Annotated in this window: 14 protein-coding genes; all 14 read left to right on the top strand. The window is 42.8% G+C overall.

Features of this window, described 5'->3' with window-relative positions:
- Nucleotides 1–108 precede the first annotated feature (108 nt).
- Entirely contained in the window at nucleotides 109–651 is a 543-nt protein-coding gene (locus tag FTT85_RS02950) for an antA/AntB antirepressor family protein (RefSeq protein ID WP_168378344.1), read from the top strand.
- Nucleotides 641–904 carry a hypothetical protein gene (locus FTT85_RS02945; protein WP_180182806.1) on the top strand — a complete coding sequence of 88 codons (264 nt, stop codon included), beginning with the start codon at nucleotides 641–643 and terminating at the stop codon, nucleotides 902–904. The genes FTT85_RS02950 and FTT85_RS02945 overlap by 11 nt, the downstream gene beginning before the upstream one ends.
- Before the next feature lie 71 nt (nucleotides 905–975).
- Nucleotides 976–1,566, top strand: a complete 591-nt coding sequence (locus tag FTT85_RS02940) for a hypothetical protein (RefSeq protein WP_180182805.1) — start codon at nucleotides 976–978, stop codon at nucleotides 1,564–1,566.
- A 58-nt stretch (nucleotides 1,567–1,624) separates the two neighbouring features.
- A complete protein-coding gene (locus tag FTT85_RS02935) occupies nucleotides 1,625–1,906 on the top strand; it encodes a hypothetical protein (RefSeq protein WP_180182804.1) in 282 nt (93 codons plus the stop codon).
- Between the two features lie 23 nt (nucleotides 1,907–1,929).
- Complete coding sequence (locus FTT85_RS02930; protein ID WP_180182803.1) at nucleotides 1,930–2,436, top strand: hypothetical protein; 507 nt, start codon at nucleotides 1,930–1,932, stop codon at nucleotides 2,434–2,436.
- Nucleotides 2,437–2,525: 89 nt separating this feature from the next.
- On the top strand, nucleotides 2,526–6,173 hold the full coding sequence (locus tag FTT85_RS02925) for a tape measure protein (protein WP_180182802.1): 3,648 nt from the start codon (nucleotides 2,526–2,528) through the stop codon (nucleotides 6,171–6,173).
- Entirely contained in the window at nucleotides 6,170–6,574 is a 405-nt protein-coding gene (locus tag FTT85_RS02920) for a hypothetical protein (RefSeq protein ID WP_180182801.1), read from the top strand. Before FTT85_RS02925 ends, FTT85_RS02920 begins: the two co-directional genes overlap by 4 nt.
- Nucleotides 6,574–8,661, top strand: coding sequence for a hypothetical protein (locus tag FTT85_RS02915; RefSeq protein WP_257232064.1), 2,088 nt, complete (start codon nucleotides 6,574–6,576; stop codon nucleotides 8,659–8,661). Before FTT85_RS02920 ends, FTT85_RS02915 begins: the two co-directional genes overlap by 1 nt.
- 11 nt (nucleotides 8,662–8,672) lie before the next feature.
- Complete coding sequence (locus tag FTT85_RS02910; protein ID WP_180182800.1) at nucleotides 8,673–10,292, top strand: hypothetical protein; 1,620 nt, start codon at nucleotides 8,673–8,675, stop codon at nucleotides 10,290–10,292.
- Between the two features lie 52 nt (nucleotides 10,293–10,344).
- Nucleotides 10,345–11,565, top strand: coding sequence for a hypothetical protein (locus FTT85_RS02905; protein WP_180182799.1), 1,221 nt, complete (start codon nucleotides 10,345–10,347; stop codon nucleotides 11,563–11,565).
- Nucleotides 11,562–11,816 (top strand): hypothetical protein, encoded by a 255-nt coding sequence (locus tag FTT85_RS02900; protein ID WP_180182798.1) that lies wholly within the window; start codon nucleotides 11,562–11,564, stop codon nucleotides 11,814–11,816. Before FTT85_RS02905 ends, FTT85_RS02900 begins: the two co-directional genes overlap by 4 nt.
- Nucleotides 11,813–12,205, top strand: a complete 393-nt coding sequence (locus FTT85_RS02895) for a hypothetical protein (protein ID WP_180182797.1) — start codon at nucleotides 11,813–11,815, stop codon at nucleotides 12,203–12,205. The genes FTT85_RS02900 and FTT85_RS02895 overlap by 4 nt, the downstream gene beginning before the upstream one ends.
- A gap of 13 nt (nucleotides 12,206–12,218) precedes the next feature.
- Entirely contained in the window at nucleotides 12,219–14,249 is a 2,031-nt protein-coding gene (locus FTT85_RS02890) for a hypothetical protein (protein ID WP_180182796.1), read from the top strand.
- A complete protein-coding gene (locus FTT85_RS02885) occupies nucleotides 14,242–14,475 on the top strand; it encodes a hypothetical protein (RefSeq protein WP_180182795.1) in 234 nt (77 codons plus the stop codon). The genes FTT85_RS02890 and FTT85_RS02885 overlap by 8 nt, the downstream gene beginning before the upstream one ends.
- The last annotated feature ends 18 nt before the right edge of the window (nucleotides 14,476–14,493 follow it).

Raw genomic sequence — 14,493 nt, 5'->3', positions numbered from 1 at the left:
GGGCAAACCACTGGCTAGGCTGATCCCCGAAAAGAAGATGGTCGTTTCGACTATTCATTGCATCTTCTTGCCAGTGTTTCTTTTTTAATGAGTAGTCGGAGCAGATCAATGAATGCAATCGTAAAAATTGAAAATCAAACTCCATTTATCGAAGTTGAATTAAATGGAAAAATTCAGCTCGGCGTGAATGCGCGCGACCTGCATAAAATGCTAGAGGTTAAGACGGACTTTTCGGATTGGATTAAGCGACGCATTAAACAATGTGGTTTTGAAGAGAATTTTGATTACACCCTTGTCCTCAAAAAAGAGGAGCAGGTGTCAGGTGCAAAATATTTAAACGAATACATCATCTCAGTAGATATGACCAAGCATCTTGGAATGATGGAGCGCAATAAAAAAGGTCATGAGATTCGAAAATACTATATCGAGCAAGAAGAACTAGCTCGTCAGCTTAAAGATGGGCTACAGGTGCGCATTGGTAAGCTTTCAGCACAAGTTGAGCTGATTACACAGTGCTTGTCTGAGGCAGGGCGGTTTTTGTCTGTAGAAGGTAAGCAGACCAAACCAGCCATGCTTAAAGAATTAGATGAACTGATTAAAGAGGCGCAACCATCCTTAGATTTTGATCAGGATAAAGATAATGACAAATAATGTTCCTGCTTACATTGTGGTGGAGTGCAGACCAGGCACAGAAGAGGATGGTTATGCCGATATTGTTGTTCATAACGACAACTACATTTTTGAAAGTGTAGAGCCGGCAGAAAGCCTACGCGCAGCAATACTAATAGCTATTAATATCGAACGAACTAAGCCAAACCATCGACACATCACGCTGCATGCTGAAAGCATCTCGAAATTATGCAGAGGCATACAGGGTGAAACCATAGATTCCAACAAACATTAAACCCCGCCAAGTGTGGGGTTAATTGTCTCCAAACCAGTGCCACCTACGGGTGGCTTTTTAGAGGTTCAATCATGAATGATTTCTTTTTAGCGAATAGCCGCTCGATCACAATCAAAGTGCTTGGCAATGATATTGAAGTGAAGCAATTGCAGATGCATAACTTTGATTTCTGGTCACCGATCGCATCAGTTATTCGTGACAGCCTAAAGCAAAGTGATTATTCAGATTTAATCGGCGCAGGCCTGATAAAAGATTATGGCGCTCATGTATTTCAACTTTGCTCAATGTGTACAAATACTGATGTAAAGATACTTTTAGATCTTGCTGCATCAGACCCTTTAGAGTTTAGTCATTTGCTTAAACATGTGATCGAAGTAAATGGTGCGTATTTCAAAGAGGCCATTAAGCCAGGCCCTAAAATTCGTAAGAAGAAAGGTGGAGTTGAACAAACTTGGTTTGATTCATTCCAGTACTTGATAGCGTATGGCCATCGTCATGAAGATATTCTGCAAATGACTTATGGGGCTTTTATTGGCTACTTAAAGGCGGCTGAAAAGTATCAACGCAGCCGTGGTAAGTTTGATTCGAACATTATTCGAGCAGCACACCATGCAGATAAAAAAGGCTTTACAACGTTCCAAGATGAGCTAAGTAAACATTGATGTAAGTTACGGTTTTCACTTAATATGTGCTCAATAATTATATATTGAGGGTGTTGGGGTGAAAAAGTTAGTTTTGATTTTGGCATTAATTATGTCAGCTCAAGCATTTGCTGTAGATATGAGAGCGCTGCGTGGTAGCAATGGTTTTGTTGAGCTTGGCAACTCAGAAGCTAGACTAAAGGATGTGCTAGGGCAACCTGAATCTGTAGATCGTCAAGTTGTGCATGACCGCAACGGATGGCCACATAAGGGCACGATCTACATTTATAAAGTAGATGGCCAGACCTACACCATTACTGTTATTGGTGGCAATGTTTACAAGATTAATTGGGAGCGTTGATAGTGAACCTTAAGGTTTTGATTGTGGCTGCTGTATTAATTGTTGGTGGGTTGTTTTACTTCGTTAATCAGAGCAATAAGGCTGATATCGAACGTCTGAAGCAAGCTGAAGTTGCACATCAGCAGAAGTTGGAGCAAGAGAAAGTTGATGAGGCGAAAGCCCTCCAATTATCCGCTCAACGACAAGCTGAGCTGGAAAAGACAAAAGCCTTGAAAGTAGAACAGGAAAGGCTGAATGGAGAAAAAAGAGCGAAAGAGTATGAGCAAGCTAAACAAGATAAATTAACTCAAGAGATTAAATTTATTGAAGATAAGGCAAGGGTTGGGCTATTCGATCCAGAAGCTGCGAAATTTAGAAATATTAAAGGGAATTGCGGGGAAATAAACGCTAAAAACAAAGTTGGCGGATATATTGGTTATCGTCGTTTTATTTATGATGCTGATTTTGACACCGTGTCAATCGAAGATGAGAAGGATGGTTTATACAATCCTAAAATGATGGATATTCTTTGGGATAAGAAATGTCCATAAGATAAAAAGTGCCTTCGGGTGGATTTTATTACCAAATTTGAACAGCTCACTTCCGTGGGCTTTTTTTATGCCTAAAGAAAGAGGTCGCCATGTCCGGTAAAAATCTAACGTTTAAACTTATACTTGATGGCGATAGCAAAGGTCTGGTATCCGCTGCAAAGCAATCGGAAGATGTAACGAAAAGACTTTTTGATTCAATTAAGTCTGAATCCGAAAAAATTAAACAAGCTTCAGAAGCGGCGTCAAGCCAAGTTGGGAATATTATTCCAAAGGGCACGACTGAATTAGCTGATAAATTAACTCAATCTCTAACAGCTGCAACTGGGATTATTCAGGATGCGGGGGATAATGCTAAATCCACAGCGGGTAATTTTACTGATTTTGGGAACAAGGCTGAAAAAGCCTTAGGCCAATTAAAAAGTGACTTGACCGAAGCTAAGCGAAATTTAGAGGCATTCTCCAAAACAAATGCATCACCAGCCGATATTGAAGTCGCACAGCGGCAAGTCGATCAACTTGAAAAAGAAGTTCAGCAAGCAGACCAAGCATTTAACGATTTTCACGCTGAAGTTGGCAGGGCAAATAATAATTTAAAAGAAACTGATAATGCTGCTCAAACCGCTCAGAAAGGTATTGCTGGACTTAAGACTGGGTATACGGCTCTTGTTGGTGCTATGGCTGCTCTTGGCATTGGTCTTGGCATTAAAGAATTAGCTGAAACAGCAGATGCTTATACTAATCTTTCAGCACGTATCAATATTGCGACAAGTGAAGGCGGGAATTTCACTCAGGCTATGACGGGTGTTCATCAAGTTGCATTGATGACAAATACAAGCCTTGACGCCACAGCAGGCCTATTCACGAAAGTGAATGATGTTGGCAAGCAAATGGGGATGACTCAGCAGCAAAGCTTAGATCTGGTCAAGACCATTAACATGGCCATCCAAACAGGTGGTGGATCAGCGCAAGCGAGTGAAGCCGCAATTGTGCAATTAACTCAGGCTCTGCAATCTGGCGTACTTCGTGGTGATGAGTTCAACTCGATCATGGAGCAAGCTCCAGGCATTTCAACAGCATTAGCCAAGTCTCTAGGTGTTACCACTGGTGAGCTGCGTGTAATGGCAGGAGAGGGCCAGTTATCGGCTGAGAAGGTAATTAAAGCTTTACAGGATCAGTCAGCAGCGATTGAAGCGGATTACGCTAAATTTCCGACAACCATTGGGAATGCATTACAGCGTATTTCTACACAATGGCAAATCTTGATCGGCACCATGGATCAGGCGAACGGCGCATCAGCAACGGTTGCGCAATGGTTAGTAACTCTTGCCGATAATATGGGTATTGTTGAAACACTACTTAATGATGTTGGTACTGGTTTTGTTTGGATTGGTGATCAGCTTTCATTTATTGATGCATCTATCTTTGAAAGCCTTAAATCCGCTCTATCAAGCGCTTATGATGCAATCAAAGATGTTGTTTCAACTTTATTTGATCTCGGCAAAACGCTTGTTGATATTTTAGGAACATCAATTACCAATGCTTTGGCTGTCCTTTCATCATTTACAGGTGGGGCAACAGCAGCAGGAGAGCAGGTTAGTTTCCTAGAGCGAGTACTTCAAGGGCTATCTATCACGTTTGGCTTTATCGCTGACGGCGCTGCTGCAATAAAAATTGGTGTAAATCTTCTAGCAGGAGCATTCTTCGACTTAGCATCAGCTGCGAATAGTGTCTTAGCGGCAGTCACATGGGGTGATGTCAGTAAACAATTCGCTGCCAATGCTGATGTTATGAAAAACAAAGCAAAGCAGTATTATGCTGAAGCTGATAAGGATGCAATGGCATTTGAGTCGAAAGGCTTGAAGCGCATGGAGGAAGCTGCGCAAACTCAAGACGAAAAAAATGCTGAAACCCTCTCAAAAAACAAAGAGACTTTTGCTGAATTAACCAAACAAAACGAGGACTTTGCTCAAAAATCCAAGTCATTGACAGATGAGCGTGCGGCGATTGATGCACAGCTCAATCAGGCTCGCAAGGACGGCAACCAATCTACTATTGATTCAATCCTTCAGAAATCCAATGAACTGGAAGCTCGTGAAAAAGAACATGCCACAGCCAAAGCAAAACTGGATAGCGATTTATTAGCATCAGCGCAGGCAACTGCAGAAGCTGCCATTGCCGCCAATGGCGGTGTAATGGATGGCGTGATGCAAGCCGATCTATTAACCAAAGGCTACATCGTAACCATTGATGAAGCTGGCAAGGTATCTGTTCAGGCAGGTGAAAGTGCAGCGCAGGCAGCAGAAAATGCCAGAGTAAAGGAAGAAGCACTTAAGCTAGCCAAAGACAATGTCAAAAAAGCTGACGAAGAATTGCTTGCCTATCAAAAACAGGCTGCTGTTGAGCGGATTTTATTGGACAAGCAGATCGAGGAGGCAAAAAGGACTGGTGACTTAAATGCATTGGCCTCAGCACAAGCGTCAGTCGACGCTATCAATGCTAAGGAAAATGAACTTAAGAATAACCGTGATATCCGTATTGCCGAACTCAACAATGCTACAACTGGTTCTGGTCAAGTTGCTGAATCTGCGTACTCAAGAGCATCCGCAGCAGCAAAACTATTTGGTGTTGATCTTGATGTTTCATTAAACAAAGTATCTAAGTCATTTTCGAGTTCTGGGAATGAGTTAGAGGAGTTTAAAAACCGACTGAGTGAAGCAGGAATTACTGGTAAACAAGCCGGCGATGTAACATATCAGGCCTGGTTAAAGTGGCTTGAAACAGCTAAAAGTCAGGCTGAAATTGATTTTGCTAAAGCCAAATTAAAGGAGTTTGGCGACCAAGGTCAAATCTCTACATCGCAAGTAGAACAAGGCTTAATTGCTGTTAAGTTTCAGGCTCAGGAACTACCAGATGATATTGATCCGGTTACGGAATCTTTTAAACGGTTAGGTATTGAGACAAAGGAAAATCTCAAATTGGCAGCTCAGCAAGCATTGATGGATTTCATTAATGTGCGCGATAGCGGTCAAGCAACTGCTGAGGGTGTCCAAAAGGCCTATGAAAAAGCGGCTCAGGCTGCTGCGGCTTCTGGTGATGCAGGACGAATTGCAGCTGTAAACGCAATGAATGCAGGGCGTAACCTTGAAGTCCAAATAGATGAGACTGGAAAAGCTTCTGTTAAATCCATGTCTGATCTTGAACAGTCAGTGCATCGAGTCAGAAATGCAACATCTGGCGCTGAAGATGGATTCCGCAACCTTGGCCAGACTGGTCGTGACGAAGCGGATTCAGTTAAAAGCGCGTGGGAAGAAGCGGTTAGTGCTGCTTCAAGCGGTATGCATGAGACTCGAAAAGGTACCAAGGGCAAGATGGCTAAAAATGCCGGGGATATCGAAGCTGAGCTTAAGGCTATGGGATATTCAGATGCAGCTGCTAAACAGTATGCAAAAGATATCTATGAAGGAACCAAAGGTGTGAATGGCTATAAATCATCAGGCTTTGGATTCTTTGGTGGCTTAAGCAACGTCGAGCAAGTTAATGCAGAGTTAGAGCGTATGCAGCAATATGCGCCTAATAATGTGTCTACCAAGGCGAGTGGATTAGGCTCTTCATCGAAGAGTATTTCATATGAACTCAAACTAGGTAATGAAACAGTTCAACTAACAGGATCGCCTGAGAGTCAATCAAGCCTTGAAGCGATGCTTAAGCAGTTAGGCACATTGAGTAAATCAACATGAAAATAAAACGCATCTCAACAGCAGAAACCGTCTCAATTGAAGACGGTTTTTTTTGGTCTGATGAATTTAGCTGGAAAGCCAAAGAGCAATCTTTGGAGTATGCCATGGATGGTACGCCGATTATTCAAGAGGGCACCAAGCTATCAGGTCGGCCAATTACGCTTCAGCCAGCCGACAGTGGAATGGGGTGGGCTTCATTAGGTGTTGTCCGTAAATTGCAGGCCTGGTCAGTGCTCAATGAGCAGTTTCAGATTCAATTTGAATGGGCACATGACACACGTACTTTTAACGTGGTTTTTAATCATGTTGATGGTGCTTTAGAGGCGACACCTGTGAAAGGCATCCCACCTGTATCACTGGATGATCCTATGAACTTAACGCTCAGATTTTGGAGTGAATAATGCCAATTGAAACTAAAGATCTAGTGATCTATCACGCAGAGCGTGATACCGATAATGCTGATGGTGGTGGGAAATATAACGGCCAGATCGTTGCAGACGGTTTAAGTAATAACTTGTTCAATGACATATCTGAACTAGATCGTACCGTCGGTGATGTATCGATGCGAAAGATCTTTCCAGCTGTGACCACGAATGATACTGACTTACTTATGGGGGCCACGGTATTCATATCTGAGTTACCCGAGGATCCAAACGTATCAGCATTATTGTTTAGCACAAAGTCTTGGACTGATGAACGCCAGGCCGCACAAAACCGAGTTGAAAATTACTTGGCCAAAGGTGGGCAGATAGCGGGAACGCCTCTCGACACACATTGGCAGGGTATGTCATCACTGCAGGTGGTAATGTTTCCACAAGAAACTGAATCCAGTGTGGGTGACACGGTTGTATTGATTTCTGATGAAGGTAAAGCACTTCAATTCGAACAGTATGTACGGATTACTAAGGTTGATACCCGCACAGCAGTGATGGTAATCGATGGTAGAAATGTCGAATACAAAGTTGCGACCTATCAAATCAATGATCCGTTAGAGCGTGATTTTGTGGGTCTGTCGGCGCGTCAGTGGCATGCAGGTAATACACCGTCTAAAACTATTCTCCGCGATACGATTGTTGCTGATACTGGTTTGTATTATTCATCTACTCAACTGGCATCTGATGCGAATGTGGGTGAGTTTACAGTGAATACTAAAAGTATCTTTGCTCAACTCATTCCATCGGCTCAGACAGAAACCCCAATCATTGACGTGAGTGCTGCTGGTGAAAGTGTGGTGTTGGTCGTGGGTAATGAAGGCACGATTACGGCCAGTTACCCAAATATGGTGATCAGTGAGAGCCAAAATCTGTATATCGGCTCTGCGGTTATTCCATCTAGCGTGGCGTTTACATTGCAGGGGCAGCAGATTACCGATCAGGGCAGATTGCTTAAGAACACCCAAGGCACTCAAGTTGGCACGATTGACTACCAGCGCGGTTTAATCCAGTGGACTTCAGCAGCGCCAGCTGGCACCGCAAGTTTGAATATCACATTTAAACCAGCAGCTGCACCGAATCAGTATTACCAGAGTAGTGCTATTCCAGTGACTCAGAATAACCAAAGTACTAACTGGAGCGGAGTTTTAATTCCAATTCCTGCACCTGGTGCACTGTCCATTTCATACATGTCGCAGGGCAAGTTCTATGAGCTTAAAGATGATGGTTCAGGTCAGTTAAAGGCTGCCAGTCCATCTTTTGGTTCAGGCATGATCAACTATGAAACCGGATCATGGTTACTCACTACAGGTGCTTTGCCTGATGTGGACACACCAATTCTGCTGAACTGGGGTACACCGATTGCAACTTATCAGCGCGCTAATCTGCCTGTGCTGCCTGCAAAAATTCCATTTGAACTGGATCATCAGGCAGTGGCAGCAGATAGCCTAACGATCAGCTGGATGCTAAATGGTGTGGCCAAGTCAGCAACATCGAATGCAATGGGAAATTTAACTGGTGATGCAACTGGTTTTGTGAATAGTGCTCTGGGTATTGGTGAAATCATTCCAAATGAGTTACCGCAAAAAGGTGTGGTGTTCACCATCACTTACGATTATGGAGACAAGAAAGAGCAGGCGGTACCGCCAGTTATTCCAAACGCAAGTCAACAGATCAATTTTACCGTAGGAACCGGCAATGAATTGCAGCCAAACTCTGTGATGCTAGAGATTCCATTAACTTCAAATCTAGGCGATCAAGTCACACTGGTTGTTGTGGATGATGGTCTTGGGAACCTGAAGGACGGCTTTGGTACAACACAGGGCACAATCAATTACACAACTGGTGCTGTGGTGATGACCCCAAGTGTTGCTACAGGCTACTTCTATGAAAAAGAGGAGGTTAAGCCAGTGGTAAATAGTGCAACTGCCGCTACCGTTAAAATTGACTCTAGTAGCAGTTCTGGGTCCTCATCAACAATCCCATCGGTAACTGGAACCGCTGTGGCGCAATACAAAGTTCAAGTCAACCCGTGGGCTAACTATGTTTCAGCATAATAGGTGAAATTATGACAATTTATCAGTCACAACCAAGTAATGTGGTGCTTTCAAGTACGACATATAAAGCCTATAGCGAAACTACTGGGATTAAGGCGCATTATCGAGATACATCGGGTACCAATAGCTCAACCGAAACTGTGCAAGCAGATGCAATGAAATTTGATCTAACCTATGGATTTAGTGAACAGATTTTATCTGGATCGGTTCGCTTTAAACTCGGTGACAGTACCTTCATTGATCGAGATGGTTTGATTTATCGTGATATCAATCCAAGCAATGGCAGCGGTATTCAATCCGGCTTAATCCGCCTTGGCACTGGTGAAATTGAACTGAGCTCATGGACACCAGGGCAAACCAACTCATTAACACTGGAGTCCTTGATTACCACAACCGATCTACCACCAATTAATAAAATCAGCTTTAGAACACCAGTTATCCCAATCCGTCCGCAGTCGATGACTATTGTTGTGGCATCACTCGAACATGGACAACTAACTTTAACCGCTGATGAAAACGGGGTGATTGAAACCAGTCGAGCACATGGTCAGGTGAATTGGGATAATGGTTTTGTGACGATTTACTTCTACACCAAGACCGAAGTGACAGTTGATAATCGTGCGGCGTTAGAAGCTGAGGACTGGTACGATCCGCTTCTTGAATATGAAGAAGCCGGTAAAACCTACATCAATGTGCCAGTGTGGGTAGATGCTTCAAGCGTTCGCTATAACGCGATTGCTTATACCTATCTGCCGATTGATTCTGAATTACTGGGCTTGTCTGCCACGCGTTTACCCATCGATGGCCGTGTACCAATCTTCCGTGTGGGTGGTATTGGCATTGTCAGCTCAACTAAGTCACAGGAATTGCCAAGTGCGATTGCTGGTACGACCTATGACTTAAATGATCAGCGTATTGCGTGGTGTGAGCTTGAGGATGCAAACGGGGTGAAAGTCAGTTATGAACTCTACACCGTAGATTATGATTATGGCCGCGTAACATTGGGTGGTGATTTTGTTCTAGCAAGTTTGGTTGAGCCATTGGTTGCCAAGTATCGTTATCAAGATATGGGGCAGATCCGTGATGTGCAGATTAATGGACAAGTCACTTTTACCAAGCCTTTGACACATAATTATGATGCAGAAAATACCATTGTTGGATCTGCGCTAGTTATTAATGACATGCAGGCGCGTTATACCCGTAAATTCGTACAACAGACCTGGTCAAATCAATGGTTGGATGAGCCAACTGGCACTTTGATCAGTGCGAATTACAATGATGCGCTGTATCCGATTCAAGTCACGAACAAAGGCGCAATTCAAGAGCGTTGGTATATCCAGTTTACGGATGGGACAAACTTTAAATGCGTGGGTGAATATACCGGTCAAATTGCAACAGGGACTATTAATACTGACTTCAGTCCGATAAACCCTGTCACCAATGCTCCTTACTTTGTAATTAAAAAAGAAGGTTGGGGGAGCGGCTGGGTAAATGGCAATATTCTGCGATTCAATACAGTTGCTTGCAACTTTCCTGTTTGGGTGATTCGCACAGTAAAACAGTCAGAACCTGCAGTAATTTCGGATGCATTTCAAATCATGCTGCGCGGTGATATTGATCGCGTTGTTTAAAATTTAAATCAAATATGGCCGCTTTAAGCGGTCTTTTTTTATGGGATAAAAAATGAGTGGTCTGGTAAAGTGGTTTACTTTTGAAGATTTTGGCGCACCTGAGCTCAATAATCGACAAGGCGACTTGATTAATGTTCTTGACGCGTGTTTGATCACAGGTTTTGGTGTGCAAACAATCCATTCAATTACGATTGAAAACGGGGTGGCTGTAGCAACATTTAATTCAGCGCACAGGTTAAGCCAATTTCAAGTCGTGGAGCTATCAGGTGCGTCATCAAACATACTAAATGCTGAGTTTAAAATTCTCGGCTTAACATTCAATACTATTGAGTTCTTAGTTGATCTGCCCGATCAGGTAATTGCTGAAAACATTTCGTGCCGACTCGCACCGCTTGGTTGGTCTAAGCTTTTTAATGGGAATCAAAAAGCGGTATATCAAGCAAAAAACAGTGAGCATAATCCTTATTTTTTACGCATTGATGATAGCCGAGATGCTGCATATAGCGCATCTTATGCAAAATTTGCAAAGGTCGGGATTTTAGAATCATGCAATGACATTGATGACTTAACTGGTGTGCAAGCTCCGTTTGATCCCGGAAGCCCAAATAAGAACTGGACTTCAACGGGTTCTGGTTCATCAGTGATAAGTGGCTGGTTTAAATGGTACTACGCAGTAGCAAATAATGCTGCAACCAACTCAGGCATATATGAGTCAACTGGTGTGACTTCGGGTGCTCGCGAGTGGTTACTGGTTGGTGATGATGATACTTTTTACATCTTGCCCAACTTCACCGTTGGTGGCAACGGTTACTCACTATATGGTTTCGGTATTGTGGAAAACCCTAATATTGGGAATTTTTTACCATTTTTGTCAGCAAGTAATCGAAACTTTAGTGCCGGTACAGCACTTAGTATAACAAGTGCGCTCGGTTCACTTTCAGATTTGGCGATGATAAAAAATGACAGTAATGCTTATCAAAACACAGTGTTCGGTTCTGTGAAGTTGCCGTTCGGCATTACTTCTGCTGGATCATACAACACATTCAAGCATGGGAACGGTTACGATTTTCTGTTCGGCCCATTTTATATGATAGATAACGAAAACAGTTTCGTTGGTGAATTCCCAATTTTACTTTGTTCGCTCTATCAAAACGCAAACATTGCAGACAGAGTGCCAGTTGTTGACAATGGTCGCGCACTTATGAAGTTGACATTCAGACCAGACAGGAACTTGACAGGTCGCCTATGGTTTGACCTCGGAGGTGTGGATTGATTATTCGATTAATTCAGAAAAATCCCAAGCGTGCAACCATGCTGGTTAAAGGTGTGACATTTAAACTTGGCTCACCTACATCCTGTCGAGTCCGTGTGTACAATCGAAGTACAGGTGAGCTTTTAAGCGAAACAATATCTAAATCAAACGGAAGTTATATTTTGTTTGGTAATAACTTTGGCTCAAGTTATGTGGTTGCGATAGATCCTGAGCTTGAATACAACCTTGCGTCACAGGATAACGTGAAATGATCCAAACTTCTTTAGAAGCCGGACTTGCTCAACTGCAAGCATTGGCAAATTACATAGATCAAGGTAGCGCAAATGCTACCTTTATTTTTTACAGCGATGAAAAACCCGGATCATTAACGGTCACAGCGGACGAATCAGCTAAATTAGTCACCCTAACCCTTCCCAAGCCATGTTTTAAAAAACTTAATCTGGATAGCATGGAACTACATCAGACTGATGCAGGTACAGTAATACAGGCAGGCATTGCCGTTTGGGCTCGACTTTTCAACGGCGAAGGGAAAGCTGTTGCTGATTTCGAGGTTGGAACTAATATTACTTTGGCAAATCTAAATCTGGTAATCGGTAGTACCTTAATGATGAACTCACTGATTTTACGACCATCAATATAAATGAGGTGGGCATGTGTCGAACTATATTCCACCAAATAGACACCAGGTAAACCTTAACTTTAAAGAGCCTGCCACAGGTTCGACTAATCTTGAATTTGCCGCTAATGATCAGAATCATGCATCACTTAATGTGGTTGTTGATACAGGGATTACTGCTGAATTAAATACTGAAAGCTACAGTAACAACTTACTTGATGCACAGATTAATACGGGCTTTTATGCTGAATTTAATGTTGTATCAGGTCAGTTCTCGCAGCTCGATGTAATTGTTCAAAATAGTTTTACTGCTGAATTTAGGACAGTCAGGATTGATCAGTACGGTGCTATTGATACTGTAATTCAAACTAGTTTGACTGCACAATTTGAAGCGCTATTTGACATCAATCACTTGGTAGGCGTGTCCTATGGTTTTAATACGCAGTTTCAGAAAGCGATTGCATGCCTGAGTACAACAGAAATACCTTGGGCGAAGCCAATTTTAAGAGTCTCAAATGAGGCTCTTTTTTATGAGCAAAGTTTGGTTATTTCTAACCAAGTGAATGTCTTGTGTGATCAGGCAGAATCGTTGAATCGCGCGATCAGATCTACGCATGAGCAAACCACTGGTTTGAATTCTGATGCTTACATGGTTTGGGAGCAAGGAGAGACTCGATTTATTCACCAGCTTTACGTACATGAAGAATCGATCAAGCTACGTCACAATCGTGAATCAAGATGGCAAGAAATGATTCGCAGGCGCAAGCAATTCACTTATTCACATGAAGTCGCTAAGCAATTCGAAAAGCGCTTTTCGCTCGAGTGGGATAAGGGGCTTGAGATTGTCACCAAGTCTGATTTGCCATGGGGTAAAGCCAAGTCCATTCACTACAGAAAACATCCAGTCCAACCTTGGCCAAAGCCTGACCAAAAGCCTAAACGGCAGCCAGTTCATTTAAATTTTTGTTGTCCATCAAAACAAGTGAATCGCTTTAATGTCGCGCTTAACTTTGATGAAGACAAATGTGTAAAGCAATATATTCCGCAGCGGAATAATCCAAAATGGTGGTATATCGTGAATAATTTAAGTGCTGAACGCTTAGATAATGGTGAGCCGATTAAAGTCATTAACGGCACCTATAACTGCAGCCGTAGTACATGGTGCTGGTCTTATTCGATTACTGTGGCACATACGGAGAAAGAAAAACTACAGCCGCTAAATGACCAACCGGTGATTTTAAAATTAATGATCAATGGTTTTGAACATCATGTTTTTCTTGAGACTGAAACAGAAACCATTAAGTTTGCGAATAAGTCTTACACTTATGATGGCCGAAGTGTCACAGCACTCAATGCAGCGGATTACGCGGCTAAACGATCATTTATTCAGGATAATGAGCGAACGTCTGTACAGCTCGTGCAAGCAGAAATTGATCGAGCACAATCTGGTACCGAGCTAGACTGGAAGTTGATTGATGAAGTCGGCTGGATCGCACCAATTGAGAGTCTGAGCTATGCAGAACTGGCACCAATGGACGCGATTAAACAAGTGGTCGAAGCTGGCGGAGGTTTCATCTATAGTCAAAAATCAGGTAATACGCTGTCAATCCTGCCTCGTTATAAAAAGGGCTATTGGGATGCAATGACTGTGGACGACTACGATATTCTGATTTCACAAAGTATTGTGATTCAACAAACCATTGAGCAGAACAAGGATTATATCGCCGACTACAATGCCATTAATGTCGTGAATAGCCGAAGTGGCAACAGCCTGACTGTCATGCAGCGCAATACCGCAGGTGATGTTCATCTTGAAGCTGTCAGTGGTCCAATGTTTGATGTTGTCTCGGGTGCAAGCTTTGGCAAGATGGAGTTAATCAAAGCCAATATTCAAGAATTTCATACCTTGTCAGGTTTGCCAGTCGCTCTAGATGTTGGTGAGATGTTGCCAGGTAAAACTGTGGCATTCGATGGGCAGTGGTGGGGAATCATTGATTCTGTGAGCGGTTCATTTAATCATGGCAAAGTGACTGAATCCATTAAAGTGGAGCGCATCCACCGTGACTAATCCTTTATTTGAACTTCGTAAACTGTTGAATCCAACTCATTCAGAATTAATTGGAACAATCACTTCTGCAAGTCATCCTGAATATCGTGTTCAAGTGGATGGGGGATCTGGACCAGTACTTTGCACAAGCGGGACAGCCTATAACATTGGGCAACGTGTATTCATTTCAAATCAACAAATCTTACGACCAGCTCCATCAGGTCAACACAGTCAGATTGAAGTCTGAATCATTGAAACAATGGCA

This window comes from Acinetobacter sp. YH01020 (genome assembly GCF_013420275.1).
Taxonomy (GTDB): Bacteria; Pseudomonadota; Gammaproteobacteria; order Pseudomonadales; family Moraxellaceae; genus Acinetobacter; species Acinetobacter amyesii.
Note: the sequence above shows the minus strand (reverse complement) of the source record. Positions and strands in the feature narration are given on the sequence as shown.